Annotated in this window: 19 protein-coding genes and 1 pseudogene; 8 read left to right on the top strand and 12 right to left on the bottom strand. The window is 39.0% G+C overall.

Going from position 1 to position 18407, the window contains the following annotated elements; all coding sequences use genetic code 11:
- Nucleotides 1-620: 620 nt before the first annotated feature.
- Entirely contained in the window at nt 621-764 is a 144-nt protein-coding gene (locus tag ACO1D1_RS02755; protein ID WP_423334854.1) for a hypothetical protein, read from the bottom strand.
- Between the two features lie 493 nt (nt 765-1257).
- Between ACO1D1_RS02755 and ACO1D1_RS02750 the strand changes: the two genes are divergently transcribed.
- The 5 genes from ACO1D1_RS02750 (at nt 1258) to ACO1D1_RS02730 (ending at nt 5241) form a co-directional block, all read left to right on the top strand.
- Nucleotides 1258-2325, top strand: a complete 1068-nt coding sequence (locus ACO1D1_RS02750) for a methionine ABC transporter ATP-binding protein (protein ID WP_423334853.1) — start codon at nt 1258-1260, stop codon at nt 2323-2325.
- Nucleotides 2322-3002, top strand: a complete 681-nt coding sequence (locus ACO1D1_RS02745; RefSeq protein ID WP_423334852.1) for a methionine ABC transporter permease — start codon at nt 2322-2324, stop codon at nt 3000-3002. Before ACO1D1_RS02750 ends, ACO1D1_RS02745 begins: the two co-directional genes overlap by 4 nt.
- 89 nt (nt 3003-3091) lie before the next feature.
- Nucleotides 3092-3553 carry an S-ribosylhomocysteine lyase gene (locus tag ACO1D1_RS02740; RefSeq protein ID WP_423334851.1) on the top strand — a complete coding sequence of 154 codons (462 nt, stop codon included), beginning with the start codon at nt 3092-3094 and terminating at the stop codon, nt 3551-3553.
- 106 nt (nt 3554-3659) lie between these two features.
- The gene (locus ACO1D1_RS02735; protein ID WP_423334850.1) at nt 3660-4508 is read left to right on the top strand and encodes a MetQ/NlpA family ABC transporter substrate-binding protein; all 849 of its coding nucleotides are present in this window, start codon (nt 3660-3662) and stop codon (nt 4506-4508) included.
- A 10-nt stretch (nt 4509-4518) separates the two neighbouring features.
- Nucleotides 4519-5241, top strand: coding sequence for a 5'-methylthioadenosine/adenosylhomocysteine nucleosidase (locus tag ACO1D1_RS02730; RefSeq protein ID WP_423334849.1), 723 nt, complete (start codon nt 4519-4521; stop codon nt 5239-5241).
- Between the two features lie 164 nt (nt 5242-5405).
- Here the strand turns inward: ACO1D1_RS02730 and ACO1D1_RS02725 are convergent, their stop codons facing one another.
- The 8 genes from ACO1D1_RS02725 to ACO1D1_RS02690 form a co-directional block, all read right to left on the bottom strand.
- Complete coding sequence (locus ACO1D1_RS02725) at nt 5406-6200, bottom strand: ABC transporter permease (RefSeq protein WP_423334848.1); 795 nt, start codon at nt 6198-6200, stop codon at nt 5406-5408.
- Nucleotides 6197-7114, bottom strand: a complete 918-nt coding sequence (locus ACO1D1_RS02720) for an ABC transporter permease (RefSeq protein ID WP_423334847.1) — start codon at nt 7112-7114, stop codon at nt 6197-6199. The genes ACO1D1_RS02725 and ACO1D1_RS02720 overlap by 4 nt, the downstream gene beginning before the upstream one ends.
- 164 nt (nt 7115-7278) lie before the next feature.
- Entirely contained in the window at nt 7279-8352 is a 1074-nt protein-coding gene (locus ACO1D1_RS02715) for an ABC transporter substrate-binding protein (protein ID WP_423334846.1), read from the bottom strand.
- Between the two features lie 96 nt (nt 8353-8448).
- The gene (locus ACO1D1_RS02710) at nt 8449-9531 is read right to left on the bottom strand and encodes an ABC transporter ATP-binding protein (RefSeq protein ID WP_423334845.1); all 1083 of its coding nucleotides are present in this window, start codon (nt 9529-9531) and stop codon (nt 8449-8451) included.
- A gap of 88 nt (nt 9532-9619) precedes the next feature.
- A complete protein-coding gene (locus tag ACO1D1_RS02705) occupies nt 9620-10417 on the bottom strand; it encodes a hypothetical protein (protein ID WP_423334844.1) in 798 nt (265 codons plus the stop codon).
- A 46-nt stretch (nt 10418-10463) separates the two neighbouring features.
- The gene (locus ACO1D1_RS02700) at nt 10464-11897 is read right to left on the bottom strand and encodes a gamma-aminobutyraldehyde dehydrogenase (protein WP_423334843.1); all 1434 of its coding nucleotides are present in this window, start codon (nt 11895-11897) and stop codon (nt 10464-10466) included.
- Nucleotides 11898-11930: 33 nt separating this feature from the next.
- On the bottom strand, nt 11931-13136 hold the full coding sequence (locus ACO1D1_RS02695) for a saccharopine dehydrogenase family protein (protein ID WP_423334842.1): 1206 nt from the start codon (nt 13134-13136) through the stop codon (nt 11931-11933).
- 34 nt (nt 13137-13170) lie between these two features.
- The gene (locus ACO1D1_RS02690; protein ID WP_423334841.1) at nt 13171-13872 is read right to left on the bottom strand and encodes a GntR family transcriptional regulator; all 702 of its coding nucleotides are present in this window, start codon (nt 13870-13872) and stop codon (nt 13171-13173) included.
- Nucleotides 13873-14221: 349 nt separating this feature from the next.
- On the opposite strand from ACO1D1_RS02690, the gene ACO1D1_RS02685 reads away from it, so the two are divergent.
- From ACO1D1_RS02685 to ACO1D1_RS02675, 3 genes are all read left to right on the top strand, one after another.
- Nucleotides 14222-14368, top strand: coding sequence for a hypothetical protein (locus ACO1D1_RS02685; RefSeq protein ID WP_423334840.1), 147 nt, complete (start codon nt 14222-14224; stop codon nt 14366-14368).
- A 540-nt stretch (nt 14369-14908) separates the two neighbouring features.
- The gene (locus tag ACO1D1_RS02680) at nt 14909-15379 is read left to right on the top strand and encodes a hypothetical protein (protein ID WP_423334839.1); all 471 of its coding nucleotides are present in this window, start codon (nt 14909-14911) and stop codon (nt 15377-15379) included.
- A 2-nt stretch (nt 15380-15381) separates the two neighbouring features.
- Complete coding sequence (locus ACO1D1_RS02675; RefSeq protein ID WP_423334838.1) at nt 15382-15519, top strand: hypothetical protein; 138 nt, start codon at nt 15382-15384, stop codon at nt 15517-15519.
- Between the two features lie 751 nt (nt 15520-16270).
- On the opposite strand, the gene ACO1D1_RS02670 is transcribed toward ACO1D1_RS02675, so the two are convergent.
- The 3 genes and pseudogenes from ACO1D1_RS02670 to ACO1D1_RS02660 all read right to left on the bottom strand — a co-directional run bounded on the left by ACO1D1_RS02670 (nt 16271) and on the right by ACO1D1_RS02660 (nt 18407).
- Nucleotides 16271-16525, bottom strand: a complete 255-nt coding sequence (locus tag ACO1D1_RS02670) for a hypothetical protein (RefSeq protein ID WP_423334837.1) — start codon at nt 16523-16525, stop codon at nt 16271-16273.
- Nucleotides 16500-17745: pseudogene (locus ACO1D1_RS02665) on the bottom strand (IS91 family transposase). Before ACO1D1_RS02665 ends, ACO1D1_RS02670 begins: the two are co-directional and overlap by 26 nt.
- 185 nt (nt 17746-17930) lie before the next feature.
- Nucleotides 17931-18407 carry a PTS system mannose/fructose/N-acetylgalactosamine-transporter subunit IIB gene (locus tag ACO1D1_RS02660; RefSeq protein WP_423334836.1) on the bottom strand — a complete coding sequence of 159 codons (477 nt, stop codon included), beginning with the start codon at nt 18405-18407 and terminating at the stop codon, nt 17931-17933.

Genomic DNA, 18407 nt, shown 5'->3' with positions numbered 1-18407 from the left:
CTTCGGACACAGCCTTGCTTTTTATGCTCTTCCTTGTCTGAAGTCCACTCAGCTTCGGACACAGCCTTGCTTTTTATGCTCTTCCTTGTCCGAAGTCCACTCAGCTTCGGACACACTCTTGCTTTTTATACTCTTCCTTGTCCGAAGTCCACTCATCTTCGGACACAGCCTTGCTTTTTATACTCTTCCTTGTCCGAAGTCATCTCGGCTTCGGACACAGCCTTGCTTTTTATGCTCTTCTTTGTCCGAAGTCAACTCATCTTCGGACACAGCCTTGCTTTTTATACTCATTCTTGTCCGAAGTCCACTCATCTTCGGACACAGCCTTGCTTTTTATGCTCTTCCTTGTCCGAAGTCCACTCATCTTCGGAAACAGCCTTGCTTTTTATGCTCATCCTTGTCCGAAGTCAACTCAGCTTCGGACACAGCCTTGCTTTTTATGCTCTTCCTTGTCCGAAGTCAACTCATCTTCGGACACAGCCTTGCTTTTTATGCTCATCCTTGTCCGAAGTCAACTCATCTTCGGACACAGCCTTGCTTTTTATGCTCTTCCTTGTCCGAAGTCAACTCAGCTTCGGACACAGCCTTGCTTTTTATGCTCTTCCTTGTCCGAAGTCAACTCATCTTCGGACACAGCCTTGCTTTTTATGCTCTTCCTTGTCTGAAGTCAACTCATCTCGGCTTTGGACACAGCCTTGCTTTTTATACTCCTCCTTGTCCGAAGTCAACTCATCTTCGGACACAGCCTTGCTTTTTATGCTCATCCTAGTCCGAAGTCAACTCATCTTCGGACACAGCCTTGCTTTTTATACTCTTCCTTGTCCGAAGTCAACTCATCTTCGGACACAGCCTTGCTTTTTATGCTCATACTTGTCCGAAGTCAACTCATCTTCGGACACAGCCTTGCTTTTTATACTCTTCCTTGTCCGAAGTCAACTCATCTTCGGACACACTCTTTGTTTTCATACTCTTCCTTGTCCGAACTTGAACAATAATAAAACTGCTTCTATTTCATGGTACGGTTCCTCACTGTTAATGCTAAACTACCTCTTCCACAATCGGAAACCAACGGGACGGCCCATAAGCATTTTTCACTTCTCCTTGCCAAAAAAGCCAGTAGAACCCTCCGTCCCCCCGCCCTCTTTTACCCCCATCCAAAAAATTTTTGTTTTAATTCCGACTATTCTGATGTACAATTACAAATATGGAATTTTTCGAGTTTTGAGAATATAAGAGTTTTAAGAAAGGTTGGGCATCATGATTTCTTTATCCACGATTAACGTTACATTTGAAACTAGCTCTCAGTCGGTAACAGCCGTTCAGGATGTCAATTTGCAGGTTGATGCTGGCGATGTTTATGGCATTGTAGGCTACAGCGGGGCCGGGAAGAGTACCCTGGTTCGCGTCATTAACCTGCTGCAGCGACCTACATCGGGAAGCGTAAAAGTGAACGGTCAAGATTTGCTCTCCTTGAATCCTAAAGAGCTGCGCTTGGCCAGGAAGAAGATCGGGATGATCTTCCAACATTTTAACCTGATGAGTTCTAGAACGATCTTTGACAATGTAGACTACCCTTTAAAAAGCTCCAAGCTTTCCAAGCGTGAAAGAGCCCAGAAGGTGATGGATTTGCTTGAGTTGGTAGGTTTATCGGATAAACGGGATGCTTATCCCTCTCAATTATCAGGCGGGCAGAAGCAGAGGGTAGCCATTGCCAGAGCGCTGGCGAATGACCCGGAAATACTCTTATGCGATGAAGCAACCAGTGCGCTGGATCCCAAAACAACCCTATCCATCCTGAAATTGTTGAAGAAGCTGAATCAAGACCTCGGCTTAACGATCGTTATTATTACGCATGAAATGCAAGTGGTGAAAGAAATATGCAACAAGGTGGCAGTGATGGAGGCGGGCCGGATCATCGAGCAAGGCGATATCGTCTCCATCTTCAGCAGTCCGCAAAATGCATTAACCCGTGATTTCATCAATACGGCGACGCATGTGGATCAAACGTTGGAAAAGCTCGCGCTGCATCCGTCATTGGTTCATCTAAAGGATAACGATATCTTGTGCAAGATTTCTTTTATTGGCGATAGTACCAGCGAGCCAATCATTTCGGCGCTTTCCGCTAAGTATAGGGTGACGACCAATCTGTTATTCGCTAATGTGGAAATTTTACAGCAGACACCAATCGGCTTCCTGATTGTGGTTATGTCGGGTACCACCAGCGATCTGGATGCAGCACTAAAGTATTTGCAGTCGATTCAGGTGGAGGTCGAATTGATCGATTCCCGTCTTTTGCAGAACAGTAAAGTAGGTGATTCAGTATGAGCGATTTCTTTATGAAATACTTCCCAAATATATGGAATTTAAGAGAGGATATCCTCTTGAGCACATATGAAACGATTTATATGGTGGCCGTGACCTCGTTATTTTCCGTATTATTCGGCCTATTGTTTGGCATTACCCTGGTTGTCGTAGATAAAGGAGGGATTCTGGAGAACAGGCCGATTTATAGTGTCGTGGAAAAAATCATTAACCTGTTCAGATCCATTCCGTTTATCATTCTCATCGCTGTTGTCGTTCCTGTTACCCGTTTAATCGTAGGGACATCAATCGGTATGCATGCAGCTATCGTGCCTTTGGTCATCGGAATAGTACCTTTCTATGCCAGACAAATACAAAATGCGCTGGTAGAAGTAGATTCCGGGATTATTGAAGCGGCTCAATCCATGGGATCGGGGCCAATGGAGATTATTTTCCGTGTGTATTTGAAAGAGGGATTGGCAGGCATTATCCGCGCTTCTTCGGTTACGGTCATTAACCTGATCGGGCTGACGACGATGGCGGGTGCCATCGGCTCGGGAGGATTAGGCAGTCTGGCGATTAATCAGGGGTATAACCGATTCCAGACGGACATTACAATTGTAGCAACGATTTTAATCCTGATTCTGGTGTTTGCATGCCAATTCATCGGGGATTATTTCACCAAGAAGTCAACGCATTAACAACAAGCTCCTATCGATTTATACAGCTGCTGCCTTCGGGTACGTACTGAAATAAATATACAATACTATAGAAAAAGGACTGAAGTACAATGGCAAAAGTAGAAAGCTTCCAATTGGACCATACGATCGTAAAGGCTCCTTACGTCAGAGCGGCGGGAGTCGAGCACGATGAGAAAGGCAGTACCGTGCAAAAATACGATTTGCGGTTCCTGCAGCCGAATCAAGATGCGATTCCGACGGCTGCGCTTCATACACTTGAACATTTGTTGGCGACATATATGAGAGATGAGATTCAAGGCATCATCGATATTTCACCTATGGGATGCAGAACGGGATATTACCTGATTCTCTGGAACGAGCATAATCCGGAAGAAATCGCATCCGCATTGGAAAGAACGTTGAAGCGTGTGCTGGAAACGACGGAGGTTCCGGCCGTATCCGCGTTGGAATGCGGCAATTACAAGGATCATTCGCTGTTCTCCGCACAAGAGTACGCGAAAATTGTCCTACATGCCGGAATTAGCAGAGATCCATTCGAAAGGGTATTGTAATCGATAAAATTACGCTTGATTGATCGCAGCTTACGGCAGTTGTAAGCGGCGGCATGACAATGCATTAAGGCAATAATATTTCATTTAGTCTAAGGGGAGAAAACATATGAATTTTAAAAAATTATTAGGTGGATTGGCGATTGGATTGACATTGACACTGTTGATAGCTGGCTGCGGAAGCAAGACTTCGAGCGACGGCCAGACAATCGTCATTGGTTCAATGGGTTCTGACGCCCAAATTTGGAAGCATATCGCGAAGTCTCAGGCGGCCAAGGATGCCAACCTCAATATCGAAGTCAAAGAGATCAATGGTGGTGTTGTAACGAATAACGCAACCAAAGAGGGAGAAGTTGACGTAAACGCCTTCCAATCTTGGGGTTACTTAGTTAGCTACAATAAAGACAGTAATGCCAACCTTGTTGCGGTAGCGACGACTTACCTTGAACCAATGGGAATTTATTCGGAGAAGATCAAGGATATCAAAGACGTTCCGGACGGCGCGCTCGTTGCCTTAGCTGATAACCCGGCCAATACATCCAGAGGTTTAAAATTATTGCAAGCATCCGGACTGATCAAGTTAAAGGACGGCTTCGATGAAGGGGTAGGTTCGGTGAGCGATATCGCAGAGAATCCGAAAAACTTAAAATTCAAATTGATCGACGACACGACTGGTCCGCGGGTGATTCAAGACGTGGATCTTGTATTGATCGGTAATACGATTGCGATGGAAGGCGGACTTAACGTATTGAAGGACTCCGTATTCCATGAGGAAGTTTCCGTAGATACAAAAAGCAGCATCAACGTGCTTGTAACCACCTCTGATAAAAAGGATGATCCTGGCATCTTGAAATTAGGTGAATTGTATCATAATGACGATACCCAAAAATATATAGAAAAGGAATTCGGCGGCTCGAAGGTACCTGTAAATAAGCCAATTTCATTCCTGGAAGAATAGAGAGGCTCTGATGATGAGAATCGCAATTATCACAGCGATGGAGGAGGAAATGGCTCCTTTTCGCATTAAATCACGAATTACGGCACGGTCACAAGTAGGCAAGGTTATCGTTGAAGAAGCAATCTATCGTGACCAGCCTCTGATTCTAGTAGAAAGTGGGATCGGCAAGGTCAGTGCAGCTGTCGCAGTTACGCTGCTGATCGAACGATATAAACCGGATTTGATCATCAATGCAGGTTCGTCGGGTGCATTTGCCGAGGGATTAAAGGTGGGCGACGTCGTTGTCGCTACGCAATACAGGTATGGCGATGTCGATGCCACTTGCTTTGGCTATGAGCATGGTCAGGTCCCACAAATGCCGGCAAAATATGATCTAGACGAGAACTGGCTGGATGTAGCAAGACAAGCTGCTGCCCAAGCAAATGATCTACCGTATTCACTCGATTTCGGATTAATATTGACGCTGGATTCCTTCATGAGTGAATCAGATCGAGTCGAATGGATCAAATCGACTTTTCCTTCCGTTAAGGTATCAGATATGGAGGGACTTGCCATCGTGCAAGCTGCTGCCCAATATGGGATTCCGGTGTTAGCCATCAAGACGGTATCAGATATTGCCGGCCATGGCGGAGATACGGCTGATAGTTTCGATGAAAATCTGGATGACGTTGCCAAGCATGCAGCGCACTTTACTGATCTGCTGGTTCAGCAGATTCTATCAAGCGCCGTGTAGCTAAATGAAGGCGTCCCTCGCGGAAATACGCTAAGCAAATTTCAACATCAAAAAAGCCGATGATTCCTGCGCTAAGGAATCATCGGCTTTTTAATTTTTCGATCCCAGGAAAAGTAAATAGACAGATTACGCTTCTTCTCTTCCCTGAAATAATAATGATAATATCAAGATCGTTTGTCAGCTGCCGTAGACAAGGCCTTTTTAAATAAATCGATAACCTTTGGCGCAAGAAAAGCAGTAATCGTTCCAAGTATTAAAATCGTTGCAGCAACTGCAATAGTAGGCTCTAATTGGGTTCGCATATTTTCCCATAAGAGTATAGGGAGTGTTTTGGTTGATGGTCCAGCAACAAAGATGCTAATTATGACCTCATCCAGTGACGTACTAAAGGCAAAAAAGAATGAAGCAAAAATAGATAAACGGAGCAACGGAAAAGTAACTTTAAAAAATGCCCCTATCGGTGTAGAGCCGAGACTTTGAGCTGCAAGTTCAAGATCTCGTTGCACTCCTTTTAGACCTGCCATCATTGTAACAAAAACTAATGGAATCGCTACAATGGAGTGTCCCAATACAACACCTAAAACAGTGTCATTCAATTTTAGGAATGAAAAAGAGTGATAGAGGGCAATTCCCACCACAATGACCGGGATAACCATCGGTGCGACCATCAAATTCATAAAAATGTTCTTCCCTGGAAAGCTCAGTCTATTTACAGATAACGCAGCCATACCACCTATGACTGTTGATAAAGCCGCTACTAAAAGTGCAGTTGAAATACTCCTTCCCAAGCTTTCCAGCCAGAGTTCATTATTAAAAAAATTCTCATACCATTTCAGAGAATAATCCGAAAAAGTTAACTTTAACGTATGTCCAGAATTGAAAGAAATCGGAATCATAATTAAGATCGGCATTGTAATTAAAAAAAGAACCAATACTGCATATGATCGTAATAACATCATTTATCCTCCTTTAATACCGAAAGGTTTCTGGCAAATAAAGAAGCTATGCTGAGAAGTATAAGGGTGGTGACCAATAGTAGGATTGAAAGAGCCGACGCTCTTTCCCAATTCAGGGTTGTTTGTATATTTTGTTGAATTAATTCCGAAATCATCGTGTTGTCGGGACCACCAATCAGCATAGGCGTGACAAAGTATCCCAAACCTAAAACAAAGACGATAAGCGCCCCCGAAAGAACTCCCGGTAATGATAACGGAAGAAAAATTTGGGCAAATGTTTTTAGTGGACGAGCGCCTAATCCATGGGCTGCCTGTATGACGTTACGATCAATTCCATCCATGACGGAGTAAAGGCATAATACCATATATGGAAGTAAAATATGGGTCATACCAATGACTACCCCAGTGAAATTATAAACCAGTTGTATGGGCTTATCGATAATTCCCAAGTACATTAAAAACTCATTTATCACCCCATGATCACGCAATATGACCAGCCATGTAAACGTTCTAACCAATAAGCTGATCCAAAAGGAAACCATGATTATCCCAAGAATGGAGCTCTTCCACTTCCCACCAGCAATCGCTGCCAGATATGCTAATGGATAGGCAATGAACAGTGTGGTAACAGTTACAATGGCCGCAGTTTTTATAGTTATCCAAAGTACTTTTATATATATAGGATCGGTTAACACTTCACTTATATATTGAAGTGTGAATCCATTTTCACCATAGATACTTAATTTAAGGACACTAAAAATGGAATAATATAATAATAAAATTGTATAGGCCAGAGGGATGAGTACAAGTAACCATTTTAAACTTTTAAGCTTTGCAACTTTTTGTAAAATAGAAGTGCTCTTTAAACCCGCCTGCCCAATACCATCTTGTTTTACAAAATCTACTGCAGATTTCATAAAATCACCTCCATTATGTACAGTTATTTGTCATCCAATCATTAGTGGGAATTGGCTTTTACTTAGATGACTAATAAATTTGACCGCCAATCCCCATTCAAATGGCAAATACTTCTTCAGATAACTTTATACTCACCTTTTACATTTCTATTAAATTTATATCTTTATTCAAGCAACCATTTGTTGAATCGATCGTTTACTTCATCGATATTTTCCATCCACCATTTGTAATCGACATAGACCTTTTTGATATCCCCATCTCCACCTTCACCCAATAGGATTTTCTCATCCTCTGTAAGAAGGTCAATTGCAGCTAAGTTCGTTGGTCCATAGTTCATAATCTTAGCAAATTCTGCCTGAGGTTCAGGTTGTGAAGCAAAGGCAATATATTTTTGAGCAAGGTCTTTATTCGGAGCGCCCTTTGGAATAATATAAGAAGCTGTCTGAACAACTGCTTGATTATACTCAACATCCATTTTCAATCCTTGTCTCTTAGCATCTACAATTCTTCCACTCCATGCACCTGCAACGGAAACATCTTTAGAATCGAGCATTTCTATTGGCTGTGCACCTGCAGACCACCAATTTTTCACATGCTTCTTAATTTTATCCAAGCTCGCAAAAGCTCTGTCTACATCTAATGGATATAGTTCATCAGGATTTACACCATCAGCTAGAAGAGCAACTTCTAATACTGATATCGGAATCTTCGAAAGCGTCCGTTCACCAGGGAACTTTTTCGTATCCCAAACATCTGCCCACGTTTTCGGGTGATTGTTTGGATCTATCAATTCGGTGTTATAGGAAATGACCGTAGCAGAATGATAATTACCTATCGAATAGTCAGTCACAACCTGAGGGTCTATATTAGTTTTGTCGATAATGTTAAAATCCAATTTTTCCAGGTTTCCTTCAGCAGCAAGTTTAAGTGCCATGTTTTCATCGGCAATAACTAAATCCCATATAACATTTCCACTTTTCAACATAGCATATAGCTGTCCATAGTCTACGGGAGAAACAACTTTAACTTTTACGCCATACTTTTTCTCAAATGGCTCATACTTGGTTTTTTTAAATGCGTCCGAAGATGCTCCGCCCCAGTCTACAATGACCAATTCCTTTTGTTCTGATTTCCCTTTACCGTCGCCTTTAGAGTTTGAACTTTTTGAACTGCAGGCTGACAATGCTAAAATTAATGCTAATATCAGAAAATACATGCCTACTTTAACCTTTTTCATCTTTTACCCCCTAGAGTCAATAGTGATTTCTTTATATTAAGCGTTAGTTATAAATAATAACTGAACGAATATAAAGCTCGCTTACAGTTCATTTTGTCATTCATAAGCAATTAACGTAGAATGATGAACATCCCATCCAATAGTAATCTCGCTATCTATTTCAATTTGATTATTCAATCTTACTGGAAATTTAATGAACACTTCTTGATCAAAAGACGTTTTTGCTTTCACTTTGATGGCATCTCCACCGTATACCTTTTCCATGACAGTTACTTTAAGGAAATTCTCATATTCATTAACCTCTTCCACTAGATGAATATTTTCTGGACGAAGTACGAGATAAACCTTATTGCTATCAATTTTCTTTACTTCGTTAACATTAAATACTTTATCAGGTTCTTTGCTAAGCTTAACAACAGTGCCATTATTTCCTCTTGACACAATGTCCCCTTCAAACAAATTGACTTCTCCTATGAAATTAGCGACAAATTTGTTAGCCGGATGCTCGTAAAGTTCTTCAGGTGTTGCTACTTGTTCAATTTTCCCTTCGTTCATTACACAAATAAGATCAGACATTGTCAACGCTTCAGCTTGGTCATGCGTTACATTAATAGTTGTAATTCCTGTATCTTTTTGTATTCTTCGAATTTCAATCTGCATTTTTTCCCGTAAATTCTTATCCAACGCCCCCAAAGGCTCATCGAGTAATAAGAGCGGGGGATTGAATACGATGGCTCGCGCAAGCGCAACTCTTTGCTGCTGTCCTCCACTCAATTGCTTGGAGTTTCTTTCTTCAAAACCAGTAAGGTTTACAAGCTCAACTATGTCACGAATTTTGGTTTGGATTGTTTTTTTGTCCATTTTTCTAATACGGAGCGGATAAGCGATATTTTGCCTCACAGTCATATGTGGAAATAGTGCATAATTTTGAAATACCATCCCAATGTCTCTCTCAAAGGGCATTTTCTCGCTTATATCCATATTGTTTAACAAAATTGTTCCTTCAGTTAACTTTTCAAAGCCCGCGACCATTTTGAGAAGTGTTGTTTTCCCAGAACCAGACGGGCCTAGTATTGTTAAAAACTTTCCTTTTTCAACATCCAAGTTAACAGAATCAACTGCTTTGTCTTTCTTGTATATTTTTGAAGCATTTCTAATAGATAAGTGTGTTTGTTGCATTGTTGTATTTCACCCGCCTCATTTGATATAAAAAGCGCTGCGCTCCTTTAAGTTGAAATTATTTAATAGTAAGGTATTTCGCATAGAACTAAACCCTTGGTCTTCTCATGTTAGATAAATAATGCAATGTAGTTTCACTTAACCCTAAAGAAGTTGAGAGCATAGAAATGGCTTCTGTAAGTGATGTTCTGCGATAGGTTTCAATAACTCTGCCTTTATCTAATAAATTTTGGCGTTCGTTCTTTAGTTCTATCCGTAACTCATCACTTAAACCATGAGAATCCTTGATGCATTTATAAACATTACTTTCTGTCTCTACATTACTTTTGATCATGACATCACTTCGTTCAGTACGACCAGTAGGTGAATAAATTACACAGGTCTTAATACGTTTTTCCGCGCTGCTTACCGTTTCTTGAAGAAAAGTTGCTGCTTCAGATTCAATTTGATTTTCTTTAGGAATGGTATAAAAGGTTTTTGTTCTCATCCTCGGAGCATCCGGAATGATTAGACGGCTAATTCCCCTATCATTAATTGCTTCAAGAATGAGTTCGGGTTCATCAATAACATCTACTTCCTTGTTTGGCGGCCAGATATCAAACCAATAATGCTCTGTATCACGGCGCCCCACGTGAAAAACATAGAAATCGGGATAGATCCTCAACTCTCCTGGATTATTCCCTAACTGACTTCGGTAAAAATCATAGAATCTAGCAATCGAAGCCATGAAGAGGGCACTTGCTCCAATGGCACCTCCAGATTCCCTTACCACTACTCCAACTCGATCACCTGAATGAAAATCAGGGAAAACTTCGTCAAAAGAAGAGGGTTGATCATTGATTGAAAATTCAAAATAATCGGACCGTACTTGTTTCGTCGTGTGCATTTATTTCCACCTCACTCGATTACTTACTACACATTCTCTCTTCTGATTATTGAACTTTAATCATCGCATGCTTAATTTCTGTATACTCTTCAAGAGAGTAGATGGATTGATCTTTTCCATAACCAGACATCTTAAATCCGCCATGTGGCATTTCACTAACGAGTGAGAGATGGGTATTAGTCCAGACTGCACCGAACTCCAATCGCTTGATGGTTTTCATTGCACAATCGATATTTTTCGTCCAAACAGAGGATGCTAACGCATATTTACAATCGTTTGCCATCTGAATAGCTTCTTCCTCGTCTTTAAACGGGATGACCGTAATAACAGGACCAAATACTTCTTCTTGAATAATTTCATCTGTTTGTTTAGCCCCAGCGATTACAGTTGGCTCATAGAAATAGCCAGGTCCCTCAATGATTTTTCCGCCAGTCAATACTTTCACATCTGGATTACTTTTTGCACGATTCACAAAGCCATTTACTCTATTAAGGTGCGCTTTCGATATTAACGGTCCCATTTCTGTATCTTCTGCCATCGGATTACCTACTTTTATACTTTTCACTGCCGATACTAATTCACTTACAAAGCGATCGTATATTTTTTCAGACACATACAACCGTGTAGCTGCTGTACAGTCTTGACCACTATTGTAGAATCCGGCAATTTTCATTTTCTCTGCAACTGTCGGAATGTCAACGTCGTCGAAGATAACTACAGGTGCTTTTCCGCCAAGTTCCAAATGTACTTTCTTTAGCGTCTCTATTGCTTCACGAGCAACAGCCATTCCCGCACGTACGCTTCCAGTCAGGGAGATCATTTTTACTTTCGGATGACGTGCCAGCGCAGCACCAACAATGTCACCATATCCTGTAACTACATTTAATACACCAGGAGGCAGGATACCTATACTTATTTCAGCAAGTAATAGTGTACTTAACGGTGTTAATTCAGACGGTTTCAATACCACTGTATTCCCTGCCGCGATTGCCGGGCCTATTTTCCAGCCCGCCATTGCTAGCGGATAATTCCAGGGTGTAATTGAACCTACTACTCCTATCGGTTCTCGGCGGATCATGCTTGTGTGATTAGCAAGATATTCCCCAGAGCTTAATCCTTGTAAATTTCTTGCAGCGCCTGCAAAGAATCTTATATTATCAACAAATAATTTGACATCCCCCTTTGCATACTCAAGTGGCTTTCCGACGTTTTGAGATTCCAAAAGAGCGAACCGGTCGGCATTCCTTTCTACGACATCCGCCAATTTTAGTAACACTGAACTCCTTTCGGCCGGTGTTGTCTCTCTCCATGTTTGGAATGCTTTTTCAGCAGCCTCAACTGCTAGATTCACGTCCGCTTCCGTACATAACGCCATTTCAGCTATCACCTGGCCAGTTGCAGGATTCACTATGTTAGCGTACTTTCCTGTTATACTTTCAGTTACTTCGCCATTCACAAATACCTTATATTGTGTAGTCATCTGTATTACCTCCCCCTATTAAAATATAAGAATTTATTTACTAATCAGTTCGACACTACTAGAAATTTCTTGAATAAAATTAGCTTCAACCTTTATTCCTCTCTTGGCTAATTCATCAAAATAAAGTTCAGTAGGGATAACTTGTTCAGATGCAAAGAATCCTTTTTCCTTAATCTCTCTACCTAACAATCTGGTTGTTACCGCTGCTGGAAATCCGACTGAAAATACCCCTTGTGATATATGTGGCCATTTGGCATATGGAGAGATGATTGTATCAATCACATATTTGGCTGGTTTACCATTTTTCATTCCTTCTATTTCTACCCTAAGTGCTTTATGATCATCATGCTTTGTATTCTCAGTTCGTTTTTGACTATTCTTGTGATTTACAACCTCTGCAAGAATTTGGCGTGGAATGACCTTATTGGCTCTTACATCAATAGATTCTGCGCTGCCCAATCCAAGTTCTACTAAAAATCTCAGCTTCTCTTCAAATGCTTTAGGAAGTGCCAGTTTAAATGTAACATCCTGAATTCCCTTATCTTTAAACGATACAGGAATAGTTGCTACTTCAGAATGTATCGTATTTATCACTGTTTGTTTTCCAATTGGATTTGGAAAAGTAATCTCTTCTGCTCCTGAAAAAGGGGTACTTTCTACAAATTCACCATTTCTAAATTCGTATGGATTCATAATAAATTCATCTAACAATGTTTCAATTGCATATGGTGGAATAAAATCATTTTCCTTCAAATTAAAATTCACTATGGCATCGCGTATATGAACAGATTTAACATTATCGAGATTTTCATATCCATACTTAGCCATAACATTTACAATCCCAGGAGCACTCCCTGAGCCAACAATGCCTGTAATTCCAGCTCTTTTAAATTCGTCGTGCATTGTCATTTGTTCTTTCGCCCAGTGGAATAAACCGCCAAAATCAGTATAATTTGTTTTCGCCTCTAGACACGCTTTCATAACTTTCATGTTAAAATGATGGGAACTTCCATTTAAGCAAACATCATATTCGAAAAGCAATTCAACAAGAGAGTCATGATTATTTAAATCGGCCTGAGCAATCACTACTTTATCTGATTTTAAGGATTCTTTTCTTTCTCTAAGAGCTTCGATATTAATATCTGCCAATAGTATTTTTCCTACGGAATCGCTTTCAATAAAATCTAGAATAGCTCCTAATGAAACCTTTCCTGCCCCACCTAACACTGCAATTTTCATGAAAAAATCCTCCTCAAATAATAGGTTAATATAATTAATTACTTTTTTGATAAGGTTCAAAAATATCTTTAAAAGAAATATTCTGTTTGTTATTACTATTTAAGGCTAAATGACTTTTAACCGTTTTAAAATGTTCTAAAAATACACGAATAGCATCCTCCTCATCTCCCTTTCTTATCGCTTTAATTATTTCTCTATGTTCGTTTGGACAGCGAGGACTCTCCTTATCTGCATGATCATGATAGGCTAGATGAATATTAGAAATATTAATAAGTTCTTTGCTATATTCCTTCATCAGTTCATTCCCTACCAAACAAATTAATCTATAGTGAAATTCAGATGTTATTTGTATTGCTTTATCATACTGATCTTCTCTATAAAGTTTTTCTTCCAAATAGGTTAGAGACTCTAATTCTTCCAATTGTTCCATCGAGGCATTACGGCAAGCGAATTTCACTGCTTGAATTTCAATTATTTCTCTTAATTGAAAAACATCTGCCATTTCCTTTTCACTTGGATTATTGATAAATGCCCCTTTGTTAGGTATAAAGCGAATTGTTTTTTCATAATTCAGTCTCTTCAAGACAGAACGAATTGGAGTACGACTAACATTAAATGCTTCAGCCAACTGTTCCTCACTTAAATGTGTATCCAATGGGATTTTTCTTTTTAAGATTGCAGATTGAATTTCCTCGTAAATATAATTTTCTAGCGATTCGTTTTTACTTTTACTCACTTTTAACACTCCAATAATCAATTGGCATAACAAATTTAAGCCTTATGATTGATAAATATTTTGTATAAAATCCGAATGTACACGCAATAAATCTTTTTGTGTATCTATATTGTACACAATCATTGTATACAATATATTTAGAATAAAGTATGTTTTCTGAAAATACAACAATTATTTAAAAAATTTGATAAATTTTCATAAATTAGGAAATGAATTTAAAATGAACGAAAAAAAGACCGGAGTATTTGCCTTACTCAATAACAAGGGGATTGAAGGGAATGATTTAAACGTAAATATGATACTGCTATTATTTGTTAGCGTGGATGTTAGATAAATATTTCACGATGTATTGGATACACTGGCAACCATTTTTACTGACCATACGAATGTTTCCCAAATTATTACGTCTGAAGATGATCGGAGCTTTGTCCATTTACTAGTTACCTATTACCAGTTGCCGTTCTACAAAATAATATGGAATCAAACGTTTGATTGAATTGACCAAAAAGCCCGGTACGAGTGGATTGCGCATCATAGATAGCATAGATTTTGTCAACTAAATAAATGTTTATTTAAAATCGGGATAAACCTCTTTAAATCAACTATTAACCCGATTTTCACTTAAAAATATTGCCGAAAGATAAGGGAGCTGTTTAAATGCTCTCCATTCTTTCGACAAAAGCCGAATGAAACATAATGTATTTTTTCTTTTGAAAGCAGCTAAAAACTAAACAAACATTTGATTAGTTTTGCCATAAATGCCGGTATATAAGGCTTTCATTCCATAAACAGGCATAAATTTTGTCATTCAATCAAATGTTTGTTTAAAAATGCTGCAGCCCTTCTCTACATTGACTTTCGATCCGGTTGCGGTTGAAAAGAATGTCAAAAATCGACTGATAGAATATCGATTCCTCGGGTTGTGACAGGCACCGGTATTCAAAGTGCAAAGACTAGCATTATAGTTAAAACGACTGCACCTTCACAACCTACCGTTATTGTTACAGACTCATTTAACAGGGCAGACAATAATGCTTTGGGCGTAGCTGATTCAGGGCAAGCTTGGCAAAATACAGTCGGTGGATTCGGAATTCAAAACAACGAAGCTTACAGAGTCTCAGGGTCAAATACAGTCGCAAGTATTGATGCTGGACGGTCTGATAACATTGCCATATCTGCAAAAATGGCGGCAAATTCAAGCGGACAGCGGATAATATTCAGGATTGCTGATAGTAGCAATTATCTTTTTGCTCAACAACAAGGAACAACGCTAAGGATTTATAAAAATGTTTCTGCGGCTTCTACACAACTAGCAAGTATTACGGTAGACACGCTACAAATAGGTGATTTATTAAAAGTTGTCTTAAGTGGTTCGCAAATAGACGTTTACCGTAATGGCGTTAAATCGCTATCAACAAATGATAATTTCAATCAATCTTTTACTAAGCATGGTTTCGGCGGGAGTGCCGATGTACGTTTTGATGATTTTAGAGTGGAGGAGATTTAATTATGAAATGGTATGTTAAAACAGCACCAAAAACAGGAACAGGTACATTTGAAGATCCTTATAGACCGGACATGAGTGGATATCATATCCAACAGCGCAGGGTTGGGCGATTGTGCAAGAACGTGAAAATGACGATGTGATCAAAGTTTACATGTAATTGTTATACAAAAGTATATCTGCCTTTCTTTTAGTGAATGATGTTGAAACGTTAAGTTCATTAAACTATAAAGGACGGTAGAAAATATGATTATCGAAATTACACAAGTAATTATGCAGGGTATTGTAGCAACCGAAAAGGTTATACGTACATCAAAAAAGGATTACAAACAACAAGAAGCACTAAGAAGAAGCAAAATGACGATAGAAGCGAGGGCTTATGAGGACATTTGTAAGTTTAATAAACGGATGTCTAGGAACTAAAGCTTTAACCAACTAACGGCGTTCTTTTTGTAATTTAACTCCATACACTTAAATGTAGGAAAATTTAAGTGAGGTGATTTATATGCCATCCATTATTACCCTGAAGAATGGATAGGTTGTGAAAATTGGAGATCGGGTGCGAATTATTGCGCGAACTGAAGATCATGCAGGAACCCATATGCATTTGATAGGAAAATTGCTCAAGTCCAACATATTTCAGATAATGATAATATACAGGGGCGACTTTGGAACGGAAGAAAAAATGAGTTACGGAAAACACCAATAACTCTATATTATGATGAGGTTGAAAAAATATAATTTTTAGGGAGTCCTATCCTAGGACTCTTTTTATTTTGCTTAAGGAGTAACGCCAACGCAGTTACTTAAAGCGCCAAAAAGCGTATTGTATGCGAGGGAGATAGGGAAATGAACAAAATCGCTAACGCGACTTAAATCACGTCCCAAGTGAAGCTATTCACTTGGGATATTCCTCGCTCTACGCATAGTGCCATTACAAAAAGGACAGACCACTTCCACTTCTTTGTTTTTTTCCAAATTAAAATGAAACTCTTCAACTACATATTCAGGAACCTCATCTTCTTCACCACAATTGATACATTTAAAAATCAACATTTTTATTTCCTCATTCAACCCAAATGGATCGTCCTTATCCAACGATTCCAGAAATGCTTTACTTAATTCATCCTGCTCTTTGTTTTTGGCCAAGACTAATCCTCCTTAACGTTTTTACGGACTCCATATCTTCCATATAATGATACAAGAATCCATAATCCGCATGCCATATTTCAACCAAGTCCATCTCACGATGGCAATGTGAACAAATAAATGGATCTTTATCAAATGCTTCAATCATTCGCTGTCTATAGGTCTTCTTTTTCTTTTTCTTTTTTGTCTCAAGTAATAATGAGAGTTGTTTTGTTCTCATAAATGAATAAAGACTTAAAATCTGATTTGCCTTTTTATATGATCTTCTACTGTACAAACCAAAACGACCAACCATTCGAAAATACTTGGGCGAAATGTGTTGTAATAAATTGAAAAGAAATTTGTAGACAGGCTGTGTCTCATCAACTCTTTTTCCTGTTTGATGGTCTTCATACCAAAAGTGAACCGTCTTGCCATCGTATTTAACTATGCGATATTCCGCAATAGCAGGTCTAGCTAAATATCTCCCTATGTATTTCGCAGCTCCTTTTGCATCCCTCATTCTCTGTTCTGCATTCACATAGAATCCTTTTTGATATCGTTGATATAGATCATTAATAAGATTAATAACAGAGCGGTTATTCGGAAACCAAGATTTTAGTAAATCTAACACGACCTTTTGCCAGGACTTTCTTAAATATTCATATGGAATAAATTCAGTAGGTACCCACTCATTACGGTTATCAATTGCACCTTCCGTTACTAGGGCATGAATATGAGGATTAAATTTCAAATCCCGTCCAAAAGTATGAATAACTGTAATTATGCCAACCTGTAGATCCCGTTTCTTACTTTTACGTTGAAAGTAAAATTGAAAAACTTCAGCTACTTTCTTACTTAGTTCATTTAACTTTTTTCGGTCTTGAAAGAAAACCTTTCTCAATTCCTTCGGAATCGTAAACACCATATGACGATGTGGAACATTAAAAATCATTTCCTGCTGCTTATCTGACCAGTCATCAGTATATTTTTTACCACATTTATGGCAAAATCTACTTTTACAGGTAAAGCATACAAAAGCCGGATTTGGTCCCCCTTCGCAACCGAGGCACTCATAACGTGCGTATCCCAAATCACGAGTTCCACATCTAATGGCTTTCTCTACTGTTTCTTTTATATCTTCACGATACGATACAGGAAAGGTCAGAATGCATCCTCCAATAACCATCAAAGTGATCTTTTAATATTCGTTTGATAACTCCGCTATTAGTACGACTCATACAGAAAAACTCCACAATTATTTATACGAACATTTTATCGAACAGTTATCCACAAGTCTAGAAATTTATAATTTCCTAAACAAATAAAAAAGAGAAGTGCGGCTAACACTTCTCTCCTGCATCCTCTACCGTCAGGGTAATGGTTGTCTATGTTGATAATTTACAAGAACCATAAACTACTAATCTTACATATGATCCTTTAGTAAATCATTTGAATCACTTGGAGTCATAATAGAGGTGATTTCAATTCCCTTGTCCAATAGCTTTTCTAATGCTTCTCTTTCTTCTTTTGTCACACTAATATTAGGCTTTAATGCCACTGTATTTGGTCTTGAAGAAATATTTCCCACATTAAATTTTGTAATATCTAATCCAGCTTCCACTAATTTCAAAACATCCAGTGGAGATTTAACAACTACTAATACCTTTTGGCCAGCATATTTACCATTTGAAATATTGGTTACTGCTGTTTCATGAGTAATAATAGAAGTACTTACGTGTGCTGGTGCAGCCATACGTAAGATTGATTTTTGTGTTGGGTCATTTGCAATGGCATCATTAATGACCATGATACGGTTAACACCTAATTCATTCGTCCAAAACGTTGCCACTTGACCATGAATTAATCGATCGTCTACTCGAATATGTGTAATACCTTGCAT

This window comes from Neobacillus sp. 19 (genome assembly GCF_049463095.1).
Taxonomy (GTDB): Bacteria; Bacillota; Bacilli; order Bacillales; family Cytobacillaceae; genus Neobacillus.
The sequence above is the reverse complement of the archived record's forward strand: the minus strand, read 5'-3'. Positions and strand labels throughout refer to the sequence as shown.

Excerpts from the sequence above, each read along its gene's own strand:
- ACO1D1_RS02755 (WP_423334854.1), bottom strand. The coding sequence starts at position 764 with ATGAGCATAAAAAGCAAGGCTGTGTCCGAAGATGAGTTGACTTCGGAC.
- ACO1D1_RS02750 (WP_423334853.1), top strand. The coding sequence starts at position 1,258 with ATGATTTCTTTATCCACGATTAACGTTACATTTGAAACTAGCTCTCAG.
- ACO1D1_RS02745 (WP_423334852.1), top strand. The coding sequence starts at position 2,322 with ATGAGCGATTTCTTTATGAAATACTTCCCAAATATATGGAATTTAAGA.
- ACO1D1_RS02740 (WP_423334851.1), top strand. The coding sequence starts at position 3,092 with ATGGCAAAAGTAGAAAGCTTCCAATTGGACCATACGATCGTAAAGGCT.
- ACO1D1_RS02735 (WP_423334850.1), top strand. The coding sequence starts at position 3,660 with ATGAATTTTAAAAAATTATTAGGTGGATTGGCGATTGGATTGACATTG.
- ACO1D1_RS02730 (WP_423334849.1), top strand. The coding sequence starts at position 4,519 with ATGATGAGAATCGCAATTATCACAGCGATGGAGGAGGAAATGGCTCCT.
- ACO1D1_RS02725 (WP_423334848.1), bottom strand. The coding sequence starts at position 6,200 with ATGATGTTATTACGATCATATGCAGTATTGGTTCTTTTTTTAATTACA.
- ACO1D1_RS02720 (WP_423334847.1), bottom strand. The coding sequence starts at position 7,114 with ATGAAATCTGCAGTAGATTTTGTAAAACAAGATGGTATTGGGCAGGCG.
- ACO1D1_RS02715 (WP_423334846.1), bottom strand. The coding sequence starts at position 8,352 with ATGAAAAAGGTTAAAGTAGGCATGTATTTTCTGATATTAGCATTAATT.
- ACO1D1_RS02710 (WP_423334845.1), bottom strand. The coding sequence starts at position 9,531 with ATGCAACAAACACACTTATCTATTAGAAATGCTTCAAAAATATACAAG.
- ACO1D1_RS02705 (WP_423334844.1), bottom strand. The coding sequence starts at position 10,417 with ATGCACACGACGAAACAAGTACGGTCCGATTATTTTGAATTTTCAATC.
- ACO1D1_RS02700 (WP_423334843.1), bottom strand. The coding sequence starts at position 11,897 with ATGACTACACAATATAAGGTATTTGTGAATGGCGAAGTAACTGAAAGT.
- ACO1D1_RS02695 (WP_423334842.1), bottom strand. The coding sequence starts at position 13,136 with ATGAAAATTGCAGTGTTAGGTGGGGCAGGAAAGGTTTCATTAGGAGCT.
- ACO1D1_RS02675 (WP_423334838.1), top strand. The coding sequence starts at position 15,382 with ATGAAATGGTATGTTAAAACAGCACCAAAAACAGGAACAGGTACATTT.
- ACO1D1_RS02660 (WP_423334836.1), bottom strand. The coding sequence starts at position 18,407 with ATGCAAGGTATTACACATATTCGAGTAGACGATCGATTAATTCATGGT.